The 26,520-nt window shown below is 73.2% G+C and carries 17 protein-coding genes; 7 read left to right on the top strand and 10 right to left on the bottom strand.

Features of this window, described 5'->3' with window-relative positions; all coding sequences use genetic code 11:
- Positions 1-57: 57 nt before the first annotated feature.
- On the bottom strand, positions 58-1,131 hold the full coding sequence (locus ACIRBX_RS23670) for a hypothetical protein (RefSeq protein WP_402299143.1): 1,074 nt from the start codon (positions 1,129-1,131) through the stop codon (positions 58-60).
- Positions 1,132-1,242: 111 nt separating this feature from the next.
- Here ACIRBX_RS23670 and ACIRBX_RS23665 point away from each other — a divergent pair, with 111 nt between their 5' ends.
- A complete protein-coding gene (locus ACIRBX_RS23665) occupies positions 1,243-2,085 on the top strand; it encodes an endonuclease/exonuclease/phosphatase family protein (RefSeq protein ID WP_402299141.1) in 843 nt (280 codons plus the stop codon).
- Between the two features lie 100 nt (positions 2,086-2,185).
- On the opposite strand, the gene ACIRBX_RS23660 is transcribed toward ACIRBX_RS23665, so the two are convergent.
- From ACIRBX_RS23660 to ACIRBX_RS23645, 4 genes are all read right to left on the bottom strand, one after another.
- The gene (locus tag ACIRBX_RS23660; protein ID WP_402299140.1) at positions 2,186-4,621 is read right to left on the bottom strand and encodes a glycoside hydrolase family 3 C-terminal domain-containing protein; all 2,436 of its coding nucleotides are present in this window, start codon (positions 4,619-4,621) and stop codon (positions 2,186-2,188) included.
- On the bottom strand, positions 4,618-5,469 hold the full coding sequence (locus tag ACIRBX_RS23655) for a carbohydrate ABC transporter permease (RefSeq protein ID WP_402299138.1): 852 nt from the start codon (positions 5,467-5,469) through the stop codon (positions 4,618-4,620). The genes ACIRBX_RS23660 and ACIRBX_RS23655 overlap by 4 nt, the downstream gene beginning before the upstream one ends.
- Entirely contained in the window at positions 5,466-6,431 is a 966-nt protein-coding gene (locus ACIRBX_RS23650) for a carbohydrate ABC transporter permease (RefSeq protein WP_402299136.1), read from the bottom strand. The genes ACIRBX_RS23655 and ACIRBX_RS23650 overlap by 4 nt, the downstream gene beginning before the upstream one ends.
- A 98-nt stretch (positions 6,432-6,529) precedes the next feature.
- A complete protein-coding gene (locus ACIRBX_RS23645) occupies positions 6,530-7,825 on the bottom strand; it encodes an extracellular solute-binding protein (RefSeq protein ID WP_402299135.1) in 1,296 nt (431 codons plus the stop codon).
- A 535-nt stretch (positions 7,826-8,360) separates the two neighbouring features.
- Here ACIRBX_RS23645 and ACIRBX_RS23640 point away from each other — a divergent pair.
- Entirely contained in the window at positions 8,361-11,726 is a 3,366-nt protein-coding gene (locus tag ACIRBX_RS23640; protein ID WP_402299238.1) for a discoidin domain-containing protein, read from the top strand.
- Between the two features lie 200 nt (positions 11,727-11,926).
- Entirely contained in the window at positions 11,927-12,988 is a 1,062-nt protein-coding gene (locus ACIRBX_RS23635; RefSeq protein ID WP_402299133.1) for a LacI family DNA-binding transcriptional regulator, read from the top strand.
- Between the two features lie 172 nt (positions 12,989-13,160).
- On the opposite strand, the gene ACIRBX_RS23630 is transcribed toward ACIRBX_RS23635, so the two are convergent.
- Positions 13,161-14,285: a serine hydrolase domain-containing protein gene (locus ACIRBX_RS23630; RefSeq protein WP_402299131.1), complete on the bottom strand. Its 1,125-nt coding sequence runs from the start codon at positions 14,283-14,285 to the stop codon at positions 13,161-13,163.
- Positions 14,286-14,768: 483 nt separating this feature from the next.
- Here ACIRBX_RS23630 and ACIRBX_RS23625 point away from each other — a divergent pair, with 483 nt between their 5' ends.
- A complete protein-coding gene (locus ACIRBX_RS23625) occupies positions 14,769-15,386 on the top strand; it encodes a phosphatase PAP2 family protein (RefSeq protein ID WP_402299129.1) in 618 nt (205 codons plus the stop codon).
- Positions 15,387-15,779: 393 nt separating this feature from the next.
- On the opposite strand, the gene ACIRBX_RS23620 is transcribed toward ACIRBX_RS23625, so the two are convergent.
- On the bottom strand, positions 15,780-16,502 hold the full coding sequence (locus ACIRBX_RS23620; protein WP_402299127.1) for a flavodoxin family protein: 723 nt from the start codon (positions 16,500-16,502) through the stop codon (positions 15,780-15,782).
- A gap of 381 nt (positions 16,503-16,883) precedes the next feature.
- On the opposite strand from ACIRBX_RS23620, the gene ACIRBX_RS23615 reads away from it, so the two are divergent.
- Positions 16,884-17,870 (top strand): Dyp-type peroxidase, encoded by a 987-nt coding sequence (locus ACIRBX_RS23615; RefSeq protein ID WP_402299236.1) that lies wholly within the window; start codon positions 16,884-16,886, stop codon positions 17,868-17,870.
- A gap of 29 nt (positions 17,871-17,899) precedes the next feature.
- Positions 17,900-18,694, top strand: coding sequence for a family 1 encapsulin nanocompartment shell protein (locus ACIRBX_RS23610; RefSeq protein WP_402299126.1), 795 nt, complete (start codon positions 17,900-17,902; stop codon positions 18,692-18,694).
- Between the two features lie 110 nt (positions 18,695-18,804).
- On the opposite strand, the gene ACIRBX_RS23605 is transcribed toward ACIRBX_RS23610, so the two are convergent.
- The 3 genes from ACIRBX_RS23605 to ACIRBX_RS23595 form a co-directional block, all read right to left on the bottom strand.
- Positions 18,805-20,238: an MFS transporter gene (locus tag ACIRBX_RS23605; protein ID WP_402299124.1), complete on the bottom strand. Its 1,434-nt coding sequence runs from the start codon at positions 20,236-20,238 to the stop codon at positions 18,805-18,807.
- An 8-nt stretch (positions 20,239-20,246) separates the two neighbouring features.
- Positions 20,247-20,732 (bottom strand): DUF5709 domain-containing protein, encoded by a 486-nt coding sequence (locus tag ACIRBX_RS23600; protein ID WP_402299122.1) that lies wholly within the window; start codon positions 20,730-20,732, stop codon positions 20,247-20,249.
- Positions 20,733-20,911: 179 nt separating this feature from the next.
- A complete protein-coding gene (locus tag ACIRBX_RS23595; protein ID WP_402299121.1) occupies positions 20,912-24,910 on the bottom strand; it encodes an SdrD B-like domain-containing protein in 3,999 nt (1,332 codons plus the stop codon).
- 481 nt (positions 24,911-25,391) lie between these two features.
- Here ACIRBX_RS23595 and ACIRBX_RS23590 point away from each other — a divergent pair, with 481 nt between their 5' ends.
- A complete protein-coding gene (locus tag ACIRBX_RS23590; RefSeq protein ID WP_402299119.1) occupies positions 25,392-26,495 on the top strand; it encodes an ADP-ribosylglycohydrolase family protein in 1,104 nt (367 codons plus the stop codon).
- Positions 26,496-26,520 lie beyond the last annotated feature (25 nt).

Below are 26,520 nucleotides of genomic sequence, written 5' to 3'. Positions count from 1 at the left end.
CGACGCTAACCGCCTGCGACGATCCTGTCGACGTTGTGTTTTCACCGCTCGCGTGCCCTAGAAGGCGAGAATCACCAGGCAGACGAGGCCGAGGCCAACCCCGAGGAGGGCGAGCAGAGGAACCGTCAGGGACCGTAGATGCTCCGGGGCGACGGGCTGCGCCCACTCCTGCCGGACCGGCGGCGGAGCCGAGGCCCGAGCCGCCGGGCTCGGCTCGAGGTCCTGCCGGGGATTCCGCATCCGCTTGCGGAGGGGCCGCTCGTCGGGGAGCGGGACCCGCCCGTACGGCGGTGCGGTCACGGGGGCGGGCAGCCCAACCACCGGAGCCGTGCCGGGCTCCGGCTGGGCGGGCACCCACGGTGTCTGCTGCGGAGGGCGCGGCGCCGGCCGGCCCGGCTGCGGCCGGTGCGGCACCGGCCGGCCCGGCTGCGGCCGGTGCGGCACCGGGTACCCCTCGCTCTCCGGACCGGACGGCCGGGGGTCCACGGTCCGCGCCGCCTCCTCGTCCAGCCACGCCGTGGGTGCCGAGTCCCACGCCCCGTCAGCACCGCGCAGCAGCAGGGCGCCGTTCCCCCGGCGCCGCCAGCGGCGGCCCTGCACGTCGGTGAAGTCCACGTGGATGTCGGCGAAGGCCGGCCTCGCCCCGTCCGACAGGCCCGGCACCGCAGCGACCACGGTGGCGGCCCGGGGGTCCTCCGGCCCGAATTCCGTGGGCCCGGACAGGTCCAGGCCGAGACCACCGGGGGTGATGTCCGTACCCCGCCAGTACACCCGCACGTCCGTCACGGGGAACCGGCCCCGGTGACCGGCCCGCACCGCGCCGCCGTCCGCCTCGACGGTGAAGTGCCGGGCGTGGACGAGGAGCAACTGCCGCTCGCGGGCCCGGTCGGCGCCCTCCTCCTGCGCGGCCCGCTGCCGCCCGGCTTCCACCGCGCGGTGCTCCGCCGCCTGCGCGCGGCGCTCGGCCGCCTCCGCCAGGCGGCGGGCCCGTTCGGCGTCCTCGCTCTGCTGCCGCAGCTGCGCCGTCTGCAGCCGGACCAGCGCGGCCTGGCTGCGGTAGCCCGCGATGCCGATCGCGACACCCGCCAGGGTGCTGACCGCCCCCACCACCGCGACGATCGTCTCGATCACCGTTCGCGCCCCTCTCCCCGTCGCCGTCCAGCTTGCCTGTCCACCGACAGGTCTGTCCGGCGAACCGGCCACCCTGTGGGCGCCACCACCCGGCTGAGGTAGCGTCAGGCCGTGATCGACAGGAGTCCGGTACGGCTGGCGACCTTCAACGTCCTGCACGGGCGGGTGCCGGGGGACGACGGCTCACCGGTCGCGGTGGAGCCGCTGGTCGAGGCGGTGGCGGCGCTGGACGCCGAGGTGACGGTGCTTCAGGAGCTGGACCGCCGACAGCCCCGGTCAGGGCGGACCGACCAGGCGCGGGTGGTCGCCGAGGCGCTCGGGGTGGCCGACTGGCGGTACGCCTCCGCCTTCCACGCCCGCGCGCGGCCCGGTCGGAGCTGGGCCCGGGCCCGGACCGCTCCGGGCCTGCGGGTGTACGGCCCGCCCGGCACCGGACCCGGCGGGGAGCTGCCCTCCCACGGGATCGCGCTGCTGTCCCGGCTGCCGGTCCGCCACTGGCGGGCACGGCGGCTCGCCGAACCGCCGGTCGCCGCCGTGCTGCCGGCCACCGGCCGGGCCGGCCTCCGGGTGGTCCGCGACCATCCCCGGGTGGCGCTGGCCGCCGTACTGGAGGGGCGGCGGGGGCCGTTCACGGCGGTCGCGCTGCACCTCTCCTTCGTCCCCGGCTGGAACGTGCGGCAGCTCCTGGCGGTCCGGAGCTGGATCGAGGACCTGCCCCGACCGCACGTCCTGCTGGGCGACTTGAACCTCCCCGGCCGGGTCCCGGCGGCGGTGCTGGGCCGCGACTGGTGCGGCACCGCCCGGACCCCGACCTTCCCCGCCCACCGGCCCCGGCTCCAGCTCGACCACGTCCTGACCTCCGGCCTCGGCCCGCACGGGCCGCTCCCGCCGGTGCGGGTGCCGAGGCCGACGGTCTCGGACCACCTCCCCCTGGTGGTCGAACTCCCCCTCTAGACAAGGCGAGCCGACGCGGCCGGGAAGGCTCCGTCTCCCCCTGAAGGCAAGCCGAGCCCACGCCCACCCGACCCTGACCCCGCTCCCGCTCCCGCTCCCGCTACCCGACGGTGAGGTCGCCGGACAGCGGCAGCGCTCCGGCCGAGGCCCCGGCCAGGGCGGTGAAGGTGCCCGGTTCGGTGGCCCAGGCGCACGCGCTCACCGACCAGTGCTGCACCGCCCGCGCCTCCACCCGGACGGGCACCTCGACCTGCTCGCCCGGCGCGGCCGTCACCGCGGCGAAGCCCGCCAGCCAGCGGACCGGACGTGGCAGGGCGCTGTCGGCGCGGCTCAGGTAGAGCTGCACCACCTCCCGGGACACCCGGGTGCCGGTGTTGCGCACCGTCACCCAGGCCGTGAACGCCTCGCCGGGAGCGACCGTCTGAGGGAGCCTCAGCGACGCGTACGCCCAGCGGCCGTACCCGAGCCCGTGGCCGAACCAGTAGGCGGGCTCGGCACCGGCCCGCAGCCAGCCCCGGTGGCCGACGTCCAGGCCCTCGCCGTACGTCAGCACGCCGTCGACCGGCCGGGTGTCCAGCACCGGCACGTCGGCCTCGGTGCCGGGCCAGGTGGTCGGCAGCCGGCCGCCCGGCTCGGCCCGGCCGAGCAGCACGTCGGCCAGCGCGTGGCCGCCCTCCTGGCCCGGGAACCAGCCGAGCAGCACCGCCCGGACCTGCTCGCGCCAGGGCAGCAGCACGGGCCCGCCGGAGTTGACCACCACCGCGGTCGCCGGGTTGGCGGCGGCCACCGCCGCGACCAACGCGTCCTGGTCGCCCGGCAGTCGCAGGCTCGGCCGATCGAAGCCCTCGGACTCGTACTCCTCCGTGGTGCCGACCACCACCACCACCGCGTCCGCCGACCGGGCCAGCTCGACCGCCGCCGCCACCGCCGCCTCGGCGGAGCCGCCCGGCGGGTCGGCGGCCAGGCTGAACGCCCGGCCGTGCGCGGCCTCGACCGTCCGCCGGGCCAGCAGGGTGACCTCCTGACCGGCCGTCAGCTCCAGCTCCGCCTGCCGGTAGGAGGGCGAGACGTGCAGGTAGGTCGGGTCGTCCGACTCGGGGGTGACGTACTCCTCGATCAGCGTGCGGCCGTCGGCCCGGAGCAGCACCTGCCCGAGGCCGATCACCCCGAGCAGCCAGCGCCCGGTCACCGTCGCCCGGAAGACGGTGCCGATCTCCACCGTCCGGGCGGCCGTCAGGTCGGTGCTGACGGAGGGTTCGAGCACCCGGCCGCTCAGCCGCCGCTCGCTGTGCAGCTCCCGCCCGTCGGCGTCCAGGTAGCGGACCAGCAGGCCGGGCTCGCCACTGCGCGGGTCGCGGCAGTCGGCGGCCTCGACCGGCGTGGGGCGGGTACCGGTCCGGGCGCCGGGCAGGTGCAGCAGCTCCACGCCCGGCGGCAGGGCGGCCCGCAGCCCGTCCAGCGGCGAGACGGTGGCGACCGGGAAGACCGCCGCGCTGCCGCCGCCCTGGGCCCGGGCGGTGGCCGCGTTCGGCCCGAGCACCGCGATCCGCCGCAGCCGGGCCGGGTCGAGCGGGAGCAGCCCGCCCTCGTTGCGCAGCAGCACCGCACCGGCCGAGGCCGCCCGCCGGAGCAGTGCCAGGGTGGCGGGATCGGTCGGCGTGGGCGCCGGGGGCGTCCCGGTCGGCGGGTCGAACGCACCGACCCGGTGGGCCAGTCGGAGGTAACGCCGGACCTTGTCGTCGATGGCCGCCTCCGGGATCAGGCCGGCCTCCACGGCGGCCACCAGCCGCTCGCCCCAGTGCTCGTTCGGTCCGGGCATGGCGAGGTCGAGCCCGGCGCCGCCCGGGCCTTCCGTGGAGCGCACGGCTCCCCAGTCGGAGACCACCAGTCCGTCGAAGCCCCACTCCCCCTTGAGCGGCTCGGTGAGCAGCGGGCTCTCGCTCATCGGGGTGCCGTTCACCCGGTTGTAGGCCGACATCACCGCCCACACCCCGGCCCGGACGGCCGCCTCGAACGGGGCGAGGTAGACCTCGCGCAGGGTGCGTTCGTCCACCCGGGCGTCCAGGGTGAGGCGTTCGGTCTCCGAGTCGTTGGCCACGTAGTGCTTGGCGGTCGCGGCCACCCCGCCGGCCTGCACCCCGCGCACGTACGCGGCGCCGATCCGGCCGGTCAGCAGCGGGTCCTCGGAGAAGCACTCGAAGTGCCGGCCGCCGAGCGGCGAGCGGTGCAGGTTGAGGGTCGGCGCGAGCAGCAGGTGGACACCCTTGCGGGTGGCCTCGGCGGCCAGCAGCCCGCCGAGTTCGGCGACCAGCTCCTCGTCCCAGCTCGCCGCCAGGCAGCTGGCGGACGGCAGCAGCAGGGCGGTGTCGCTCTCGTCCCAGCGCTCGCCCCGGACGCCGACCGGGCCGTCCGAGGTGACGACGGGGCCGAGGCCGAGGTCGGGTTCGGCGGTGGTCCGGAAGGTGGAGCCGCCCGATATCAGCCGGGCCTTCTGCTTCAGGTCGAGTCCGGCTACCAGGCGGTCGATGGTGGTCATCCCTTCATGGCTCCCTGCATGATCCCGTCGACGATGTGACGGCCCATCACCAGGAAGGCCGCGATGACGGGGAGGCTGGCGACCAGGGCACCGGTCAGGACGAGGGAGTAGTCCCGCAGGTAGCCGCTGGCGAGTTCGGAGAGGGTGAGCTGGACGGTCGGGTTCTGCTGGGTCATCACGACGGTCGGCCAGTAGAAGTCGTTCCAGGTGGCCATGAAGGTCAGCATGCCGAGCACCGCCATCGCGGGCCGGGCGGCGGGCAGCACCACGTGCCGGTAGAGGCCGAAGGTGCGGCAGCCGTCGATCCGGGCGGCGTCGAGCAGTTCGTCGGGGACGGCGCCGATCAGGTACTGCCGCATGAAGAACAGCCCGAAGGCGTTGGCCACGGCCGGCACGATCAGTGCCTGGAGGTGGTCGGCCCAGTGGAACCAGTTGGCCATCATGATGTAGAGCGGGATGATGCCGAGCTGGGTCGGCACCATCATGGTGGCCACCACGGCGGCCAGCAGCGGGCTGCGGCCGGGGAAGCGGAGCTTGGCGAAGGCGAAGCCGGCCAGCGTGGAGGTGAGCACCACGCAGACCGTCACGGTGCCGGAGACCACCAGCGAGTTGGCCAGGGCCAGGCCCATGTCGGTCTGCTCGAAGGCCCGGCCGATGTTGCGGAGGAGGTTGCCGCCGGGGAGCAGCACCGGGGGCACGGCGTTGATCTCGGTGTTGCTGCGGGAGGCGCCGACCACGGTCCAGTAGAGCGGGAAGACGGAGAGCAGCACGGCGGCCAGCAGGACCGCGTACGTCCAGGCTCCGGCGCCGAGTTGACGGCTCCTGGTGGTGCGAGCGGTGCGTCTCATTCGGCCTCGGCCCCCTTCAGGCGGCGGGCGGCGAGCAGGTTCACGGCCACCATCCCGACGATCAGCAGGAACATCGCCCAGGAGACCGCGGCGCCGTAGCCGTACTTGAAGCGGCCCCAGAACTGGCTGTAGGAGTACAGCGCCAGGGTCTGGAACTGGTGCTGCGAGCCGCCGCTGGTCGGGTCCTGCTGCTGGCTGAACAGCATCGGCTCGCCGAAGAGTTGGAGCGCTCCGATGGTCGAGACGATCACGGTGAACAGGATGGTCGGCCGCAGCATCGGCACGGTGATCGAGCGGAACTGGCGCCAGCGGCTCGCCCCGTCCAGCGCCGCCGCCTCGTAGAGCTCGTACGGGACGGACTGCATGGCGGCCAGGTAGATCAGCGCGTTGTAGCCCGTCCAGCGCCAGGTCACGATGGTGGCGATGGCCGTCCAGGAGGAGAGCGTGCCGGCCTGCCAGTCGATCCGGTCCACGCCGAAGGCGCCGAGCACCCAGTTCACCAACCCGAAGTCCCGGCCGAAGAGTTGGACGAAGATCAGGGTGACGGCGGCGACCGAGGTGACGTTCGGCAGCAGCACGCCGAGCCGGAGCAGGGTACGGCCGCGCAGCCGGTGGTTGAGCAGGTGGGCCAGGCCCAGGGCGATGAGCAGCTGGGGGACGGTGGCGAGCACCCCGATGCCCAGGGTGTTGCGCAGGGCGTTGCGGAAGAACGGGTCCTCCAGCAGCCGGCGGTAGTTCTCCAGGCCCACCCACTGGCCCTCGCTGCCGGGCACGTCGGCCCGCCAGCCGGTCAGCGAGACGTAGCCGGTGTAGAGCAGGGGGAAGAGACCGAAGACGGCGAACACCAGGAAGAACGGGGCGATGTAGAGGTAGGGCGAGGCCGTCCGGTCGAGCCGGCCCAGCCGGCCGGCTGGTCTGGCCCGGCTGCGGACGCGCGGGGCGGCGGTGGCCGGTGCGGCCATGGGTGCGAGCTCCTCGGGGGTGGGGCGGTACCGGCACCGGGGTCAGGTCCGGCGCCGGTACCGCGTTTCGGGGGGCGGGGTGCCCGGCTGACGGGTGGTCAGCCCGTGATGTTGGCGATGTCGGCCAGGGCCTTCTTCCAGGCTCCGGCGGCGTCGGCCTTGCCCTGCTCGACCGAGGTCAGGGCGTTGCCCAGGGCGGTGCCGATCTCGGCGCCGTGCGCGCCCAGCGGCTGCGGCTTCAGGTCCTTGGCGGACTGCGAGAAGATCTTGCCGGTGGGCGCGCCGTTGAACAGCGGGTCGGTGTGCCCGGCGATCTCCGGCTTGCTCCACAGCGCCTGGTCGGAGGGGAAGTACCCCTTCTCGGTGAACAGCCAGGACTCCTGCTCGGGGGCGGTCAGCCACTTCGCCAGCTCGACGGCGGCGGCGGTGTGCTTGGACTGCTTGGGCACGGTCAGGTAGGAGCCGCCCCAGTTCCCGCCGCCGCCGGGGATCCGGGCGATGTCCCACTTCCCGCCGTCGGCGGGCGGGTTGGCCTTGAACTGGTAGCTCATCCAGGCCGGGCAGGCCACGGTGGCGAACTGGCTCTGCTGGAACCCGGTGTCCCAGGCCGGGGTGAACGCCTGGATGCCGGCCGACTGGCCGCTCTGCACGGCGGCGGCCACCGAGTCGAAGGCGGCCTTCACAGCCGGGTTGGTCTCCACCACCGGCTTGCCCGCCTCGTCGTAGAACCCGACCGGGGCCTGCGCGATCACCGCGCTGAACAGGTTGCCCGCCGAGTCGAACCAACGGACCTTCTTGTTCGGGCTGTTGGCGAGGAAGCGCTGCCCGGCGGCCGTGTAGGCGGGCCAGTCGGTCATCAGCGCGGCGACCTGCTCGCGGTCGGTCGGCAGGCCCGCCGCCTGGAACAGGTCGGTGCGGTAGCAGAGCGCCATGCCGCCCATGTCGGTGCCGAGGCCGAACAGGGCCGAGCCGTCCTGGCTGGAGGCGGGGGCGGTCTTGGAGGGCACCCACTGGTCGCGACTGACGCCGTGGGAGAGGAAGTTGACGAACTTGTCGGCCTGCGGCTTGAAGCCGGCCACCTGGCCGATCTCGATGCCCTCGATGTCGGCGGCGCCGGAACCGGCCAGCAGGTGGGCCCGCAGGCTCTGGTGGTGGGCGCCGAGGTCGGCGCGGTTCTCCTTGATGGTGACGTTCGGGTGCAGCTCCTGGTAGCGCTTGTAGAGGTCCGCGTACCCGAAGTCGGAGAACAGGTTGACGGTCAGGGTGACCTTGGCGTTCGGGTCCTCGTCCGAGGCCGAACTGCCGCCGCTGGAACAGGCGGTGGCGATCAGCGGCAGGGTCAGCGCAACGGCTGCGGCGGCCAGCCGCCGGGGTCTGGTGGTGCTGCGGGGCATGGGTGGATCTCCTGGAGGGGACGGCCGGGCGGGGCGCGACGGCAGAGGGATGCGACGGCCGGGGCACGGTGCGGGGCGGACCGGATCGGGTCGGATCGCGGTGGAACGCGAGTGGATCGCTCGGGGTGGGGCTCGACGTGACGGAGCGGGGCCCAGTGGGGCGAGGCCGAATGGGAGAGCGCTCTCCCATGAGGTTGGAGCCTGACCCCCGCCGCCGGAGAAGTCAAGGGCCGCGACCGGACTCGGCGTCAGGCACCGGGTGTGACACGGCGCTTGACAGGTCGGAAACACCCGCGCAACCATCTCAACGCCAGGAGAGCGCTCTCCCAGAGCGGACGCCCACCCCGCCCCCGCCGTCGCCCACCCACCCCTCGGGCCGACGGCGGGCGAGCGGTCCGGGTGCCCCCCTTCCGCACTGCTCACCTTGGAGTGTCCCGACATGACCGACTCCCGATCGAGGCAAGCGACTTCACCGCCCCTGCGGTGGCGCTCCGCGGCCGTGCCACTGGTGCTCGCGCTGATCGCCGCCGCGCTGATGCTGCTCCCGACCACGGCCGCGCAGGCCGCCCCCACCCTGCTCTCCCAGGGCAAGGCCGTCACGGCCTCCTCGGAGGAGAACTACGGCACCACCGCCGCGAACGCGGTGGACGGCAACGCCGGCACCCGCTGGTCGAGCGCGAACACCGACCCGCAGTGGATCCAGGTCGACCTGGGCGCCACCGCCACCGTCAGCCAGGTCGTGCTGCAGTGGGAGTCGGCCTACGGCAAGGCCTACCAGATCCAGCTCTCCACCGACGGCACCACCTGGACCGCCGCCTACTCCACCACCACCGGCACGGGCGGCACCGAGACCCTCGCCGTCACCGGCACCGCCCGCTACGTCCGGATGAACGGCACCGCCCGCGCCACCGGATACGGCTACTCCCTCTGGGAGTTCCAGGTCTTCGGCACCGCCGGGGGCGGCAGCGGCAGCAGCTGCGGGACCGCGAACGCTGCCCAGGGCAAGGCCGTCACGGCCTCCTCGGAGGAGAACTACGGCACCACCGCCGCGAACGCGGTGGACGGCAACGCCGCCACCCGCTGGTCGAGCGCGAACACCGACCCGCAGTGGATCCGGATCGACCTGGGCTCGGCCCAGCCGGTCTGCCAGGTCGTGCTGCAGTGGGAGTCGGCCTACGGCAAGGCGTACCAGATCCAGCTCTCCACCGACGGCACCAGCTGGACCACCGCCTACTCCACCACCACCGGCTCCGGCGGCACCGAGACCCTCGCCGTCACCGGCACCGCCCGCTACGTCCGGATGAACGGCACCGCCCGCGCCACCGGATACGGCTACTCCCTCTGGGAGTTCGCGGTCCGTACCGGCACCGGCCCGACCACTCCCCCGACCAGCCAGCCGCCCACCTCGCAGCCGCCGACCAGCCCGCCGCCCGGCGACTGGACCACGCTGTGGAACGAGGACTTCAACGGCGCGACCGGCAGCGGTCCGTCCGCCGCCGACTGGACGGTCCGCACCGGCACCAACTACCCCGGCGGCCCGGCGAACTGGGGCACCGGTGAGGTGCAGACCGACACCGACTCCCCCGCCAACGTCGCCCTCGACGGCACCGGCCGGCTCAACCTCACCGCCCAGCGCAACGGCACCGCCTGGACCTCCGGCCGGATCGAGAGCCGCCGCTCCGACTTCACCGCCCCGGCCGGCGGGCAGCTCCAGGTCTCCGCCACCGTCAAGCAGCCCGACGTGGCCAACGGCCTCGGCTACTGGCCCTCCTTCCGCCTGATGGGCGCCGCCAACCGGGACGACTTCACCGCATGGCCCGGCGCGGGCGAGATCGACGTGCTGGAGGGTGTCAACGGGCGCAGCCAGCTCTCCGCCACCCTGCACTGCGGCACCGCCCCCGGCGGCAACTGCAACGAGTACAACGGCATGACCAGCGGCCTGGCGAGCTGCACCGGCTGCCAGAGCGGCTACCACACCTACTCGGCGATCATCGACCGCAGCGTCACCGACGAGGAGATCCGCTGGTACCTCGACGGCCGGCAGGTCTGGCGGGTCAGGGAGTCCCAAGTCGGCGTCGCCACCTGGCAGAAGGCCGTCCAGCACGGCTTCTACCTGGTCTTCAACCTCGGCATCGGCGGCGGCTTCCCGAACGCGGTCTGCGGCTGCACCTCGCCGACCGCCGACACCACCCCGGGCGGCGCGCTGAGCATCGACAAGGTCACCGTCTCGCGCACCACCGGCACCGCCCCCGCCCCGATGACCGACCCGCCGGTGCCCACCGGGGCCTCCAAGGTCAAGGTGACGGGAAGTCAGGGGAACTGGCAGCTGACCGTGAACGGCGCGCCGTACCAGGTCAAGGGCATCACCTGGGGCCCGGCCAACGCCGCGGCCGACGCCTACGTCCGCGACCTGAAGTCGATGGGCGTCAACACCCTGCGCACCTGGGGCACCGACGCGGGCAGCAAGCCGCTGCTGGACACCGCCGCCGCGCACGGCCTCAAGGTGGTGAACGGCTTCTGGCTCAACCAGGGCGCCGACTACGTCAACGACGCCGCCTACAAGGCCACCACCCTGGACCAGATCAAGCAGTGGGTGACCACCTACAAGGGCCACCCGGGCGTGCTGATGTGGGACGTCGGCAACGAGGTGCTGCTGACCACCCAGGACCACACCTACAACGGCACCACCGTCGAGCAGCAGCGCGTCGCCTACGCCCAGTACGTCGAGGAGATCACCAAGGCGATCCACGCGATCGACGCCGACCACCCGGTCACCTCCACCGACGCCTGGACGGGCGCCTGGAAGTACTACAAGGACCACACCCCCAGCCTGGACCTGCTCGCGGTGAACTCCTACGGCTCGGTCTGCAACGTCAAGTCCGACTGGATCGCCGGGGGTTACACCAAGCCCTACATCATCACCGAGTCCGGCGAGGCCGGCGAGTGGGAGGTGCCGAACGACGCCAACGGCGTGCCCACCGAGCCCAGCGACCTCACCAAGCGGGACGCCTACCTGGCCAACTGGGCCTGCATCAGCGGCCACACCGGGGTCTCGCTCGGCGCCACGGTCTTCCACTACGGCACCGAGAACGACTTCGGCGGGGTCTGGTACAACACCGTGCCGAGCGGCTGGAAGCGGCTCAGCTACTACTCGGTGGCCAGCAGCTACGGCGGCAACCCCGGCACCAATCGGCCGCCGGTGATCTCGGACATGGCGCTGAGCGACACGGCGACCGTGCCGGCCGGCGGCACCTTCACCATCGCGGCCAACGCCACCGATCCGGACGGCGACCTGATCCGCTACCAACTCCTGTACTGCGCCAAGTACCTGGGCGGCGGCACCGGCTTCCAGCAGGTGGGCTTCACCCAGACCGGCGAGGGGCGCTTCACCGTCACCGCGCCCAAGCAGCTGGGCGTCTGGAAGGTCTACGTCTACGCCTACGACGGCCACGGCAACGTCGGCATCGAGACCAAGTCCTTCCGAGTGGTCGCCCCGCCGGTCAACGGCACCAACGTGGCGCTCGGCAAGCCCACCACCGCCTCCACCTACCAGGCGGTCGGCAACGGCGCCCCCTACCTGCCGTCCTACGCCACCGACGGCAACTGGGGCACCCGCTGGGCCAGCGAGTGGGCCGACGGGCAGTGGCTCCAGGTCGACCTGGGCAAGGTGACCCCGCTGCGGCACGTGCAGTTGGGGTGGGAGGCCGCCTACGGCAAGGTCTACCAGGTGCAGAGCTCGAACGACGGCTCCACCTGGACCACGCTCCGGTCCGTCTCCGACGGCACCGGCGGGGTGGACGACTTCGACGTCAACGGCTCCGGGCGCTACGTGCGGGTGACCATCACCCAGCGCGGGACGGCGTACGGCAACTCGCTCCACGAGTTCGCCGTCTACTCCTGACCGCTGACTCCTGCCCCCTCGACCCTGACCCCTGACCTCTGACCCCTGACCCGTCCACCGGTGCCGGGGGGGGCCGCCCCCCCCCCCGGCCCCCCGGGGCCCCCCCCCGCCCGTCCGGGCCCGAACCCGACCACCGGAGTGCGCACTTGAGTACCGGTCATCATGGGAGAGCGCTCTCTCAGCGTGCTATAAACGAGCACATGAGCAGAGTCCAGCCCTCCTCGGCCGGTCGCCGGACGGCCACCCTGGAGGACGTCGCCCGGGTGGCCGGCGTCTCCCGCGCCACCGTCTCCCGGGTGGTGAACGGCGTCCGCAACGTCGACCCCGCGATCCAGCAGACCGTCCGCGACGCCATCATCAGCACCGGGTACGTGCCGAACGGCGCCGCCCGCTCACTGGTCACCCGCCGCGCCGGCGCCGTCGCCCTGGTGGTCTCCGGCACGGGCGCCGCCGTGGACGACGAGGAGTCCACCCGCAGCCAGGTCTTCACCGACCCCTTCTTCGGCCGGGTGGTGAGCGGGGTCTTCAGCGCGCTGCGCCCGCTCGGCGTGCACCCCGTGCTGATGCTCGCCGACGACCCGGCCGCGCGCGAGCAGGTGCTCGGCTACCTCCGGCAGGGCAACGCCGACGGCGCCCTGGTGGTCTCCACCCACGCCGAGGACCCGCTGCCCGCCCAGCTGCTGGCCGCCGGCCTGCCCGCCGTGCTGTTCGGCCGCCCGGACGAGCCGCTCCCGCTCAGCTGCGTGGACGTGGCCAACCGGGACGGCGGCCGGCTCGCCGCCGAGCACCTCGCCACCCGGGGCGGCCGACGGCCCGTCACCATCGCCGGCCCCGCCGAGGTCCCGGCCGGCCGGGACCGACTGGCCGGCTTCCGGGAGGAGATGGCCCGCCGGGGCCACCCGTACGTCCCGTCCGCCGAGGGCGACTTCACCCAGACCGGCGGGGAGCGCGCGATGACCCGTCTGCTGGCCGAACACCCGGATCTGGACGGCGTGTTCGCCGCCAACGACCTGATGGCCCGGGGCGCCCTGTCGGTGCTGGCCGACCACGGCCGCCGCGTCCCGGAGGACGTCGCGGTGATCGGCTTCGACGACAGCAGCGCCGCCACCGCCGGGCGCCCGGCGCTCACCACGATCCGCCAGCCGGTCGAGGAGATGGCCGCCGAGATGACCCGCATCCTGCTCGCCCAGCTCACCGAGCCGACCGCCCGCGCCACCTCGGTCCTGTTCGAGCCGACCCTGGTCCGCCGGGCCTCCGCGTAGCGGCGGTCTCCTGGGTGGGGTCGGCCGTGACACCGTGCGGCTCCGCCGCGTGGGCGGGCGTCGTCGAAGGGCTCCGCCTGGCCGTCGGCGGAGAAGGAGGGTGCGTGCCTCGGCGGCGACCGCCCGACTCCACCGGGGAGACAGCACCCAGCCCGTCGGGCCGAGTGGCGGCCTACCCGGCTGCCGGGACCACCGCGTCGGCGAGCCTGAGCACGTAGCTCATGTCGGCGCCCCGGGTGGTGGTCGGGTTGAACGAGTAGACCAGCTTGCGCTGGAGGTCACGGGTGGCGAACACACCGCTGGTCCAGCCGGGGCGGGAGCCGGTCTTGCCCCAGAGGGTCACCCCGTTGAGCTCGGTGCGCACCAGGCCCTTGCTCATGCAGGCCTGCCGCTGGCCCGGGAAGCACTGGGAGTTGTCGACGTTGGGCACGGCGGGCACCGCGAACAGTTGGTCCTGCTGGGCCGGGGGCAGCAGGCGGCCCTGGAACAGCGCGGTGAGGAACCGGTCCAGGTCCGGGGCACTGGAGATCAGCCCGCCCTCCGCCCACGGCCAGGGGCTCTGCTCGGTGACGTCGACCTGGCGGTCGGCGCCGTCCGGGCCCGGCACGGTCAGGTAGGCGTGCGCCGCCGGACGGGCGAGCCGGGGGTCGCGGCGGTCCGGGACGGCGGTGTCGCGCAGGTGCAGCGGCTCGATGATCCGGCGCTGGACCTCGCGTGCGTAGGAGTGACCGGTGACCTTCTCGACCAGCAACCCGGCCACGAAGGTGTTGAGGCCGTTGTACTGCTGGCCGGTGCCGGGCGCGAAGACCATCGGCTGACCCGCCAGGGTGGCGACCACCTGCTCCGGGGTCCAGCTCTCGAAGCGGTGCCCGACGAACCAGCCCGCCGTCCCGTCGCCCCAGGCGTCGCCGGAGCCGTGCGGCAGGCCGGAGGTGTGGTCGAGCAGCTGACCGACCGTCACCGGCGGCAGCTCCGGCGGCAGCACCCCCGGCAGGTACCGCTGGACGGTGCCGTCGAGCTCCAGCCGGTGCTCGGCGGCGAGTTGGAGCACCACGGCGGCGGTGAAGACCTTGGAGATCGACCCGATCCGGAACCGTCCCTGCGGGTCGGGCGCCGCCCCGGTGCTCCGGTCGCCGATGCCCGCCGAGGTCTCGAACCGCCCGGCGCTCCCGGTGATGCGCACCAGCACGCCGTTCACGTCCGCCGTCGGGAATCCGGCGATGGCCTGGCGGACCGCCGCCCGGTCGAGCGGCGGCAGCGCGGCGGCGCCGCCCGAGCCGCTTCCGGACGCGGCCACCGCCGGCCCTCCGGTCCCCACCGCCACGGCGGCGAGCATCGCTCCCACCACCGCGAGACGGGTCCAACGGCCGCGACGCACAAGGCTGTTCACTCTTCGGTACTCCAGACTGCCGGTCGGTCGATCTTGACCCGACCCAGTCTGGCCGCCCACCCGCCCACCGCCATCCGGGTCCGACCCTGACCGCACCCGAACCCCGACCCCTGATCCACCGTCAGGGTACGGACCGCCCACCGCCCTCCGGCGCCGGCCGGCTACCCGACCAGGGCGAGCCCGCAGCCGTACGCCCGCGCGTGGCCGACCCCGGGCACTCATTCACCCTGTTCAGCCACCGGACCGGTCACGACGGATCTTGGCGTTCCCCTGCCCACGATCCTCCGCTCACCGTTGGGATACTGTGCGTGAACGCCGTACCGATGTGCGGCCGGAGAGCACACGTGTACGCCCTCGCGCACGACCCGACCGCCCTGCTGGAGCAGCCCCGTGACGTTCGAAGCACCCGCGCCGCCTGCCTTCGCCGACAGCACATCCCGCGAGAAGGCCGCGCGGGTCGTCACGGACGTCCTTGCCCCTGCCAACCTGGTGATAGTGCTCCTGCTGCTGATCGGCTGGCACAGCACCCGCTCCTGGTCGGGCCTCGGCTGGGGGCTGCTGGCAGCGCTCTTCTGCGGCGTCATCCCGATCGGCATCATCACGCTCGGTGTGAAGCGCGGCGGCCTGACCGACAAGCACATACGCGTCCGCCGTCAGCGACTCGTGCCGATGGTGCTGAGCCTGGTGTCGGTCGCCATCGGCATCGTCCTGCTGTACACCCTCGGCGCCCCGTCCGAGGTGTCCGCGCTGGTCGTCGCGCTGCTCGTGGGGCTGCTCTCCAGCCTCCTCGTCACCATCGGCTGGCAGATCTCCCTGCACAACAGCGTCGCCGGCGGCACCGTCATGATCCTCGCGCTCGCCTTCGGCCCCTGGCTACTGCTGACCGCACTCGGCGCCACAGCCATCGGCTGGTCCCGCACGGTCCTCAAGGCCCACACCCTCGCGCAGATCCTGGCCGGCACCGCCCTCGGCGGTGTCGCAGCCCTGGTCTTCGGCCTCCTGCGCTGAACCCTTCGGGCGCACCCACCCGGGGCACCCGAACTGGGCCGCCCCGTGGCGCACTTCGAGCATCCCCTTTCGGAATCGGCTCCCTCGGAGGGCAGTTGCCCGCTCGGCTGCTCGGGCCCGGCCATCCGTCGGACGCTCAGCCTTCCCACCACTGTGAACACGCCGCAGCTGCGGGACGTCTCCGACCACCTCCCCAAGGTCGGCGGACGGGACACCGAGGCGTGGTGGGAGGTGGTGGACGGCGAGGTCGAACCCGTCAGCCATCGATCCGAGGAACGGTGCCTCGCCCCGAAGTCGAACAGCCACCGCACCGAACCGGACCGTGGAGCACAGGGGCGTTCGAGACGCGGACCGTACGACACCGGCCGAGACCACCGGATCCAGCAGAGATCCCTACCGGTGCTCGGGGTTCTCGAAGTCGTAGCGGCAGCCGGCGTCCCAGCCCGCGCGCTGGTTGCCGTGGGCCGGGATGCCGCCGGCGTCCTTGAGCAGGCGGGCGAGGTGGAGGAGGTTCCAGGTCATGAAGGTGGTGTTGCGGTTGGTGAAGTCGTTCTCCGGGCCGCCGGAGCCCTCGTCCAGGTAGGAGGGGCCGGGGCCGGCCGGGCCGACCCAGCCCGCGTCGGCCTGCGGCGGGATGGTGTAGCCGAGGTGCTGGAGACTGTAGAGGACGTTCATCGCACAGTGCTTGGCGCCGTCCTCGTTACCGGTGATCAGGCAGCCGCCGACCCGGCCGTAGTAGGCGTACTGGCCCTGCGAGTTGAGGACCGACGAGCAGGAGTACAGCCGCTCGATGACCTTCTTCATCACCGAGGAGTTGTCTCCCAGCCAGATCGGCCCGGCCAGGATCAGGATGTCGGCGGACATCACCTGGCTGTAGACCACCGGCCACTCGTCGGTCTCCCAGCCGTGCTCGGTCATGTCGGGCCAGACGCCGGTGGCGATGTCCAGGTCGACCGGGCGCAGTACGTCGACGGCCACGCCTTGGCGCTCCAGGATGCCGGTGCTGACGTCGATCAGCCCCTGGGTGTGGCTGCGCTCCGGGGAGCGCTTGAGCGTGCAGTTGAGCACCACGGCCCGCAGGTCGGCGTAGGAGGTCCCGGCGGCGTCGGTGGTCATCACGTGCTCCTCACTGGCGGGCCGTCGGCCGGCCCGGGAGCGCCCACTCCATCACGCGGCGATCCGCCGCCCCGCCCGGACACGCCGGGGCCACCAGCGGCACCGGGGTCGCCGCAGAGACGGGCGGGTCGACAGCCGCACCGGGAGTTGACGTACTCCGGCGGCCGACTGCCCGGACGCCGCCGGATCGGCGGCCTGCGGCACCGGCCGACGGCCCGTCAGGGGGTCCGGGCGGGTGGGCCGTTCGGGGTACCTTGTGCGCCCGGCTCCCGGGGAACCGGGGCGGGGGCGGGCAAGCTGGACGCGCTGCCCGTCGGGGTGGTCGAGGATGGGGAGACGGGCGTGGGCGGGACGAGGGTGAACGTGCAGCCGGTGGTGGCGATGCCGAGCCGGGCGGCGCTGTTCCTGGTGCTGACGGTGCGGGCCGGCGGGGAGCCGGTGGTGCGGGAGTTGCTGGGCGATCTGGCGGGTCTGGTGCGGTCGGTGGGGTTCCGGCGGCCGGAGGACCGGCTGACCTGCGTGGCGGGGGTCGGGGCCCAGGTGTGGGGCCGGCTGTACGAGGGGCCGAGGCCGGCCGGGCTGCATCCGTTCCGGGAGCTGCGCGGGGCGCGGCACACCGCCCCGTCCACCCCGGGCGATCTGGTCTTCCACATCCGGGCGCAGCAGGCCGACCTCTGCTTCGAGCTCGGCTCGCTGGTCACCCGCCGGCTGGCCGGCGCCGCCGCGGTGGTGGACGAGTGCCAGGGCTTCACCTACTTCGACCAGCGTGACCTGCTGGGTTTCGTGGACGGCACCGAGAACCCGGAGGGGAATCCCGCGCTGGACGCGGTGCACATCGGCGAGGAGGACCCGGAGTTCGCCGGCGGCAGCTACCTGATCGTGCAGAAGTACCTGCACGACCTGGATAGTTGGGACCGGATCGGCTCGGACGAGCAGGAGCGGGTGATCGGCCGGACCAAGCTGTCCGACCTCGAACTCCCGGACGGCGTCCAGGCACCGGACTCCCACGTGGCGGTCAACCAGGTGGTGGACGAGGACGGCGAGGAGCAGCAGATCTACCGGGCGAACATGCCGTTCGGCTCGCTCGGCCGGGGCGAGTACGGGACCTACTTCGCCGGGTACTGCCGCACCCCGGACGTCACCGAGCAGATGCTGCGGAACATGTTCCTCGGCACCGGCGAGGCCACCCACGACCGGATCCTGGACTTCTCCACCGCCGTCACCGGCAGCCTCTTCCACATCCCGACCGCCGACTTCCTGGAAGACGGGCCCGGCCCGGCGGCGGTCGACGCCTCGCTCCGACTCCCCGGGCGCGACGGCTCGTTGGGGATCGGCAGCCTCCGGACCGCACCGGTCGAACCCGAATGACCGCCCTCCAGTGAAAGCACCGTGAGCCCGTGGACAACCTGCACCGTGAACTGGCCCCGATCAGCGGGGCCGCGTGGGCCGAGATCGAGGAGGAGGCCCGCCGTACCTTCGTCCTGCACCTGGCCGGCCGCCGGGTGGTGGACCTCTCCGGCCCCGGCGGCCCCGACCTGGCGGCCGTCGGCACCGGTCACCTGACCGCGCTGCCGCCGCCGGCCGAGGGGCTCCGGGCCCGGGCCCACCAGGTGCGGCCGGTGGTCGAGTTGCGGACCCGCTTCACGCTGAGCCGGGACGCGGTGGACGACGTGGAGCGGGGCTCGAAGGACAGCGACTGGCAGCCCGTCAAGGACGCCGCCCGGACGATGGCGATGGCCGAGGACCGGGCGGTCTTCGACGGCTGGCCGGAGGCCGGGATCACCGGCCTGCGGGCGGGCGCGGACAACCCTCCGGTCGCGCTGCCGGAGGACGTGACCGCCTACCCCGACACCGTCAGCCACGCGCTCACCACCCTGCGGCTGGCCGGGGTGGGCGGGCCGTACGCGCTGCTGCTGGGCGCGGACGCCTACACCGCCGTCAACGAGACCTCCGACCACGGCTACCCGATCCGTCAGCACATCGCGCGTGCGCTGGACTGTCCGCTGATCTGGGCCCCGGCCCTCAGCGGCGGGGTGCTGCTCTCCACCCGGGGCGGCGACTTCGAGCTGCACCTCGGCCAGGACCTCTCGATCGGGTACCTGCGGCACGACGCCGACACCGTCGAGCTCTACCTCCAGCAGGCGCTGACCTTCAGCCTGTACTCCCCCGAGGCGGTCGTCCCGCTGGTCTGACCCCGCCTCGGCCGACACGGCGAGGTCCGGGGAGCGCACGCCCGGCTCCCCGGACCTCGCCGTGTCGACGGTTCGGCGGCGCGGGAGCAGCGACGGGTCCTGACCGGTCGTCAGGCCGCCCCGGCGGCCCGGCGGCGGCGCAGGTCGGCCAGGGCGACGGCCAGGGCCGCCACCTCGAAGGCGACGGCGACCAGGGTGCCGACCTGGAAGGCGCCCGCCCAGGAGCGGGTGGACGCCAGGTGGGCGAAGAAGGCCGCACCCACGCAGGCCACCCCGACCGCGGTGCCGAGGCGCTGGGCGGTCTGCAGCACCCCGCCCGCCGTACCGGCCCGGGCCAGCGGCACCTCCGCCAGCGCGAGCACCTGGTTCGGCGCGATCACCAGGCCCGAGCCGAGGCCGGCCAGCAGCAGCGGGCCGGCCGTGGCCCAGCCGGCGTCGGGGCCCGGCACCAGGTGGACGGCGAAGGCGGCCAGCGCCGTGCCGCCGATCACCAGCAGCAGGCCGAACACGATCAGGGCCCGTCCGCGCCCGGTCACCAGCCGGCCGCCCACCGCCGCCGAGACCGCCGATCCCACGGCGAACGGGGTGACGGCCAGTCCGGCCGTCAGCGCGCTGTAGCCGAGGCCGCTCTGCAGGTAGAGCGTGAAGATGAAGAAGACGGTGGAGAACCCGGCGAAGTAGAGCAGGCCCAACAGCGCGCCCCGGACGTAGGTGCCGGACCGGAACAGCTCCGGATCGACCAGCGGTACGCCGCCGCTGCGCGCGGTGCGCAGCTCCCAGCGGGCGAAGGCCGTCAGCAGGGCCAGGCCGAGCGGGATCAGCCACCACTTGGCGGCGCCCGGCCACTGCTGCTCCTGGATCAGCGGCAGCAGGACCGCGAGCAGCCCGGTGCCGAGCAGCAGCACGCCGACGCCGTCGATCCGGCGCCCCAGCCCGCCCCGGGTGGAGCCGCAGCCGGCCCGGCCGGGGATCAGGCGCAGGGCGAGCAGGAAGGCCAGCACGCCGATCGGCACGTTGACGAAGAACACCCAGCGCCACCCCTCGGCCGGGCCCGCCGCGTGGATCAGCAGACCGCCCGCCAGTGGGCCGACTGCGGTGGCCAGACCGACCGTGGTGCCGAACCAGCCGAAGGCCCGGCCGCGTTCGGGGCCGGTGAACATCTCCTGGATCAGGCCGGAGATCTGCGGGCCGATCAGTCCCGAGGCCACCCCCTGGACCAGCCGGAACAGCACCAGGGCGAGCGCGGTCGGGGCCAGCCCGCAGCCGGCCGAGGCGAGGGTGAACGAGGCCAGCCCGACCAGGAAGGCGGTCCGGCGCCCCCACATGTCACCGACCACCCCCGCCGGGATCAGGGTCAGGCCGAAGGTGAGCGCGTAGCCGGAGAGCACCCAGGAGAGCTCGGCCGGGCCCGCCGCCAGACCCTGCTCGATCGAGGGCAGCGCGACGTTCACGATCGAGACGTCGAGCAGGCTCATGAAGCCGACCAGCAGGCAGACCCCGAGCGCCTTCCACCGGCGGCTCTCCCCCTCCGGGGCTGCGGACACCGGCCGGTTCAGCGGTACTCGTCCCGGGCCTGGGCCAGGTCGTCCGCGAGGGTGAAGGCGATCGCCTCGTCGAGCGACTCGTCCCGGCTGGCGTCGCCGTACTCGGCGTCCCGGTCCTGGTCGGCGTCGACCAGGTGGACGGCCGCCTCCTCCGCGCCGGCCGCGCCGCCGTCCGCCCCGACGTCGAAGCCGGTGACGTCGTCCTCACCACGGAGCAGGCGGCCCGCACGGGGTGACGGACCGTCGGCCCAGCGGTCGTCCACCACGTCCGGGACGAGGTCCGGCTCCTCCTCGGCGAGGTGCTGGTCGAGGGACTCGCCGGTGCTCGCCTCGGCGGCGGTGGTGCCGTGGGCGGTGGCGCCCCGGTAGCCGTCGGCGGGGATCACGCCGGTGTCCAGCGGGTCGTCGTCCAGGCGGTCGGTGAGCAGGCTGTCCGCCGGTTCGAGCACGCCGTCGTCCTCGGCCGGGAGGTCCTGATCGTCCCAGTCCGCCATCGGACACCTCCTACGTGCGACTGCCGGGCCGCGCGGCCCGGTCCTGTCCATGCTTCGCACCGGCGCGGCCTGGTGCAACTCCACCTGCCCTGACCTGGGCCGACCGGGTGGGCCCGAACGCACCGGTGGCGCCGTACGGATGCGGCGCCACCGGGTCCTACGGTCCGTCAGTCAGAGGATCAGCTGTGCCTCCCGGAACGGCGGTAGGCCACCGTGCAGATCACCAGGCCGCCGAGGACGGCGATGGCGGACAGCAGGCCGAGGAGCACGCCGGGCACCGGGCTACCGGTGTCGGGCAGGTGCCCGTTGCCGGCCGGCGGCGACTGCGGCGGGAGGGGCTCCGTGGTCATCGACTGGCCCGTGCTCGGCGAGTGCGAGGGGGTGGGCGACGGGGAGACCACCGGGGACTCCGAGGGAGACTGCGTCGGGCTCTCCGACGGCGAGGGGGCAGGAGACTCCGACGGCGACGGGGTGGAGGACGGACCAGGGGGCTCGGAGGGAGAGGGAGACGGAGAGGGCTCCGGCGACGGCGACGGCGAGGGCTCCGGCTTCTCGACCAGGCCCATGTCCAGGTCGAGGTTGCGCTGCCCGCCCGTAACCGTCACGGTCCGGGTCCGACCGGTGGCCGGGTCGGCCGACGACTGCTTGGCGACGTCCGAGCCCTGCCCCTGGGTGGTCACCTCGGTGCCCGCCGGAAGGGTCGTCAAGTCGAACTCCACCTGGTAGCTGCCGTCGGGCAGGTTGTCGAACAGGTACTTGCCGTCGGCGTCCGTGACGGCGCTGACCGGCTGGCCGCCGGCGTCCAGCACCGGCCGGCCGTTGCCGTCCAGCAGGTTCACCTTCACGCCCTGGACCGGCGTGTCACCACCCTTCTGCACGCCCGACTTGTCCTTGTCGAGCCAGACGAAGTCACCGATGGCGTTGTTGTTCTTCGGGGCCTCGACGATGCCCATGTCCAGGTCCAGCACCCGCTGCCCGCCCGACAGGGTGACGCTCTGGGTCCGGCCCGTGGCCGGGTCCGCCGACGACTGCTTGGTGACGTCCGAGCCCTGCGCCCGCTTGGAGACCTTGGCCCCCGGCGGAAGCGTCGTCAGATCGAACTCCACCTGGTAGGTACCGTTCGGCAGGTTGTCGAACAGGTACTTCCCGTCCGCACCCGTCGTGGTGGTGACCGGCTGGCCACCCGCGTCCAGCACCGGCTGACCGTTGCCGTCCAGCAGGTTCACCTTCACGCCCTGGACCGGCGTGTCACCACCCTTCTGCACGCCCGAGTCGTCCGCGTCGATCCAGACGAAGTCACCGATGGCGTTGTCGTTCTTCGGGGCCTGGACGATGCCCATGTCCAGGTCGAGGTTGCTCTGGCCACCGGTGACGGTGACCTTCCGGGTGAGGCCGGTGGCCGGGTCGGCCGAGGACTGCTTCGAGACGTCCGAGCCCTGGCTCTGCTTGGAGACGGTGGACCCGGCCGGGAGGGTGGAGAGGTCGAACTGCACCTGGTAGGTGCCGTCGGGGAGCTTGTCGAACAGGTACTTGCCGTTCGCGTCCGTGACGGCGGTGACGGGCTTGCCGTTCAGGTCGCGGACCGGCTGGCCCTGCTCGTCCAGGAGGTTCACCCTCACACCTGCCACGGGTGTGACGCCGTCCTTCTGGATGCCGCTGTCGTCCGCGTCGACCCAGACGAAGTCGCCGATCGAGTTGTTCGGCTCGGTGGTCCGCTTGAGCGCCACGCCGACCTTGGCCGGCTCGGCCGGCAGCAGCTGACGGCTGCTGGAGTCGGTGGCGGTGTACGCGAAGCTGTTCCAGGCGTACTCCCCGTCAGGAGCGTTGAACGGGGCGACCATCGGCCAGGTCAGGGTGAACGAGTCACCCGGGGCCATCGCACCGGGCCGGTGGATCCGGAACCAGGTCGCGACGCCCGGACCGGGGAAGTCGGTGGTCCAGGCGGCCGAGGCGTTGCAGCCGTCCCGGTCGCCGAGCTTGCTCTCGATGCAGGGGTTGGCGTCGGTGGTGTACTCGATCAGCACCGTCGGGTCGCTGGCCTTGATCGCCTCGGAGAGCGACGGGGTCCAGGCGCTGTCGCGCTTGGCGCCCTGGGTCAGCACGTAGTTGTCGCCCGGGGTGGGCAGCTTGTCGTAGGCGATGAACTCGGTGACCGGGTCCGGCGAGTCGTTGCGCACCGTCATCCGCCAGGAGCTGTGCCCGCCGGGGGTGGTGGAGCCGATCGCCGCGTAGTCCGGGTCGAGGTCGCCCTTGACCTCCTTGTAGGAGCGCAGCACCGCCGGCACCTGCACCTGGACCTCGGAGCGGTCGCGGCACAGCCTCTCGGTGGTGTCACCGTTGCCGTTCAGGTCCAGCGTGTCGGGGGTGGAGCTGTCCGAACCGCTGAACATGCAGGTCACCGGCCGGGTCGGCCCGTCCACCCCGACGTACAGGTCGTTGGTGAGGGTGCCGCCCCGCACGCTGCCCGCCACGGTGGCGTCGAACAGCATCCGGTAGGCCAGCGCGTCCTTCAGGTACATCATGTCGGGCACGCCGGCCGGCCACTCCATCCGGACGACCTGGCGGCCGTCCGGGCCGGGGGTGACGGTGACCGAGCTCGGAGCCTTGGCGTCCGCGTAGTTCGGGTCCGGCCGGGCCGAGCCCTCCACGTAGACCAGACCGGCCGGGAGCACGTCGTAGAGGACGAGCGGGCGGTCCAGCGGGTGGGCGCTGCGGTTGTACGGGATCACCTGGAAGGTCACCTTGCCGCCGGGCGAGGTCACCGCGCCGGCCACCGTGGTCTTGGCGGCACCGAGGTTGGTGCCGGCCTTGATCGTGGTGGAGGCGCAGGCGTTCGCGCTGGCGTTGGTGGTGCCGTCGGTCGCGGTGGTGTCCACGCAGTTGGTCAGCGGGTTGGTCGCCATCCGGCCGTCGTGGCCGATGTCCGAGACCTGGGTGACCAGTTGGACCGCGTTGCCCGGGCTCCAGCCGGTGGGGATCGGACCGTCCCAGGTGAGCTGGAGGCCGTCCAGCCAGCGCCCGGCCGGGATGCCGAGGATGTCGTTGGCCGGGTCGCCCACGCCCTCGGCGAAGGTGATCCGGCGGTTGGCGGCGCCGTTGAACGGGCTGCCGGGCGTGAAGGTCAGCCAGGTCGGGTCACCGTTCAAGCGGTACTTGAGGGTGAGCTGGACGCTGTTGGGGTTCCACGCCTCGAGCTGGATCGACTGCGGGAAGATCCAGTTGTACAGCCCCTCGGTGGTGCCGGCCCCCGGGTCGGTGATGGTCAGGCTGGTCGCCGGACCGGAGGTGTTGGTGGCGGAGAGGCTGAAGGAGTTGATGTCGCCGGCGGTGACCTCGTCGCGCCAGACCTTGCTGGCGGTGACGTCGACACCGGTGACCGGCGGCTGGAACTGGCCGGTGGTGGCGTCGGCGTCGTCGAGCTTGCGCTCGCTCTCGCCGAGCGGGGCACCGAGCAGGTCCACCGTGTTGTTCGCGGTGGAGCCGTCGGGGAAGGAGGACTCCGGGAAGTTCACCACCAGGACGCCGGGCGTGCGGCAGCCGCCCCGCCCGTTACCCGAGGTGAACTCGCCGATGTCGTAGCCCCAGGTGTTAGGGCCGGGGGCCACCTGGGACCAGCCCGGCGAGCGGCCGGTGTCGACCACCGCACCGGCCGGCAGGGTGTCCAGCAGCCGGCTGGTGGACAGGTCGACGTTCGGCACCTGGTCCTCGGCACAGGTGCTGAACTGGAAGGTGACGGTGCGTCCGTCCTTGCTGGAGGTCTGCACCCCCTTGGTGACGGTGTACTCCGGGGTGACCTGCGCCGTCGTGTCGGCGGTGCCGGTCCGGGACGGCTCGCCGGTGGCCGACATGGTGGCCGAGTTGGTCGAGGCGGTCCCGTTGGGGGTGGAGAAGTTCGGGTACTTCATCGACACCGTGATGGTGGCGGTGGTCCCCGGGGCCAGGCTCTTGAGGGCGATGTCCATCGTGCCGCCCTTGGAGCCGGCGGCGGGGACGGTGGAGTTCGCCTCGTCCACGGTGGACGGGTCGGGAGTCCAGCCGACGAACTCCATGTTGGACGGCAGGGTGTCGGTGATCTTGCCACCGTTGCACTCGGTGACCGAACACGTGTACCGCAGCGTATAGGTGACGGTCTCTCCGGGGGCGACGGTCGCCTTGTCCACACTCTTCGAGAAGGACATGGCAGCCTGGGCCGGGGGCGCCAGAATGCTGGTCCCCAGGAGTGACCCCGTCAGCAGGGCCAGCACCGCGGCTGTACGCCCGGTGCGATGTCTAGTGCGCATGGTACGAGTGGAACCGGGTAACGGATCACTCCACTCGCGCCACGACCCGTCCGAGTCGGGATTCACCTGTGCAGCCGAGGGGGGCTGTTACGCTCCGTCAGTTCCGGTCCGGCGCTCGCCCGTGGGCGGCGGCCCCGGCCGACGACCGGGCCCGGAAGGCGGGGCGGTCACCGGGGGACGAGCGGGTGGCCGGGACTGTCCGGTTCGCCCACGGAGGCCGCCGTGCCGCTGCGGTGATGCGGTGATGCGGTCACCTCGCCCGGTCAGCCGTTGGTGCCGACCCGTGTGAGCCGGTCGGCGGCCACCCCCGTCGCCGGGGACGGTAAGGTCGGGCGCGCGAACGGGCGGGTGACCGATCGTCAGCTCAGGGGGATGTGCGGTGGGGGACGCAGGGTGGGCGGAGTCGGCCGTCTTCCGGGCGCGGGTGCGCGGCTGCCTGCTCGGCGGGGCGATCGGTGACGCGCTCGGCTATCCGGTCGAGGCGCTGTCGCTGGCCGACATCCGGGCCCGGTACGGACCGAGCGGCATCACGGAGCTGGTGCGGGACCAGGTCGGCCAGGTCGGCCGGATCAGCGACGACACCCAGATGACCCTGTTCACCGCCGAGGGCTGGCAGCGCGCCATCGCCGACGCGCGCAGTCGCGGCGTCCCGGTCGGCGGCGGGACGGCCCACGTCCAGGAGGCCTACCTGCGCTGGCTGGACACCCAGCAGCACGAGGACCCGCCACCCGCCCACGGCGTCGCGCACCGCACCGGCACCCTGCGCGAGGAGCTCTGGCTCTACGACCGCCGCGCTCCCGGGCTGGCCTGCCTCTCCGGCCTGCGCGAAGGCCACGTCCCGGACCCGAACGGCCCGCTGGACGGCACCCCGGGCCCGCTCAACCCCGGCTCCAAGGGCTGCGGCAGCGTGATGCGCTCCGCCCCGTTCGGCTTCACCGGCGGCACCGCGCAGCACGCCTTCGAGGCCGCCGCCCGCAGCGCCCGGATCACCCACGGCCACCCCACCGGCTACTACGCCGCCGGCGCCCTCGCCGCGATGGTCCGCCACCTGACGGACGGTGAGTCACTGCCCGGTTCGGTGCTGCGCGTCCTCGGCCTGCTCACCCGCTACCCCGGCCACCGGGAGACGAGCGTCGCGCTGCGGGGAGCGGTGGACCTGGCGGCCCAGGGCACGCCGACGCCCGAGAAGGTGGAGAGCCTCGGCGGTGGCTGGGTCGCGGAGGAGGCACTGGCCATCGCCGTCTACGCGGCGCTGGTCCACCCCGGGGCCCACGACCCCGTCGGGGACACCGCACGGGCGCTGCTGCTGGCGGTCAACCACTCCGGCGACAGCGACTCCACCGGCGCGATCTGCGGCAACCTCCTGGGCACCCTGCACGGCGACGCCCGGCTGCCGCAGCACTGGCTCACCCGGATCGAAGGCCGCGCCGTCATCGCCCTGGTCGCCGACGACCTCGCCGCCGAGGTCCACCCCACCACGTAGCCACCAGCGCGGCACCTGACCATCC

It is taken from the genome of Kitasatospora sp. NPDC096147, assembly GCF_044763225.1.
Classification (GTDB): domain Bacteria; phylum Actinomycetota; class Actinomycetes; order Streptomycetales; family Streptomycetaceae; genus Kitasatospora.
Note: the sequence above shows the minus strand (reverse complement) of the source record. Positions and strands in the feature narration are given on the sequence as shown.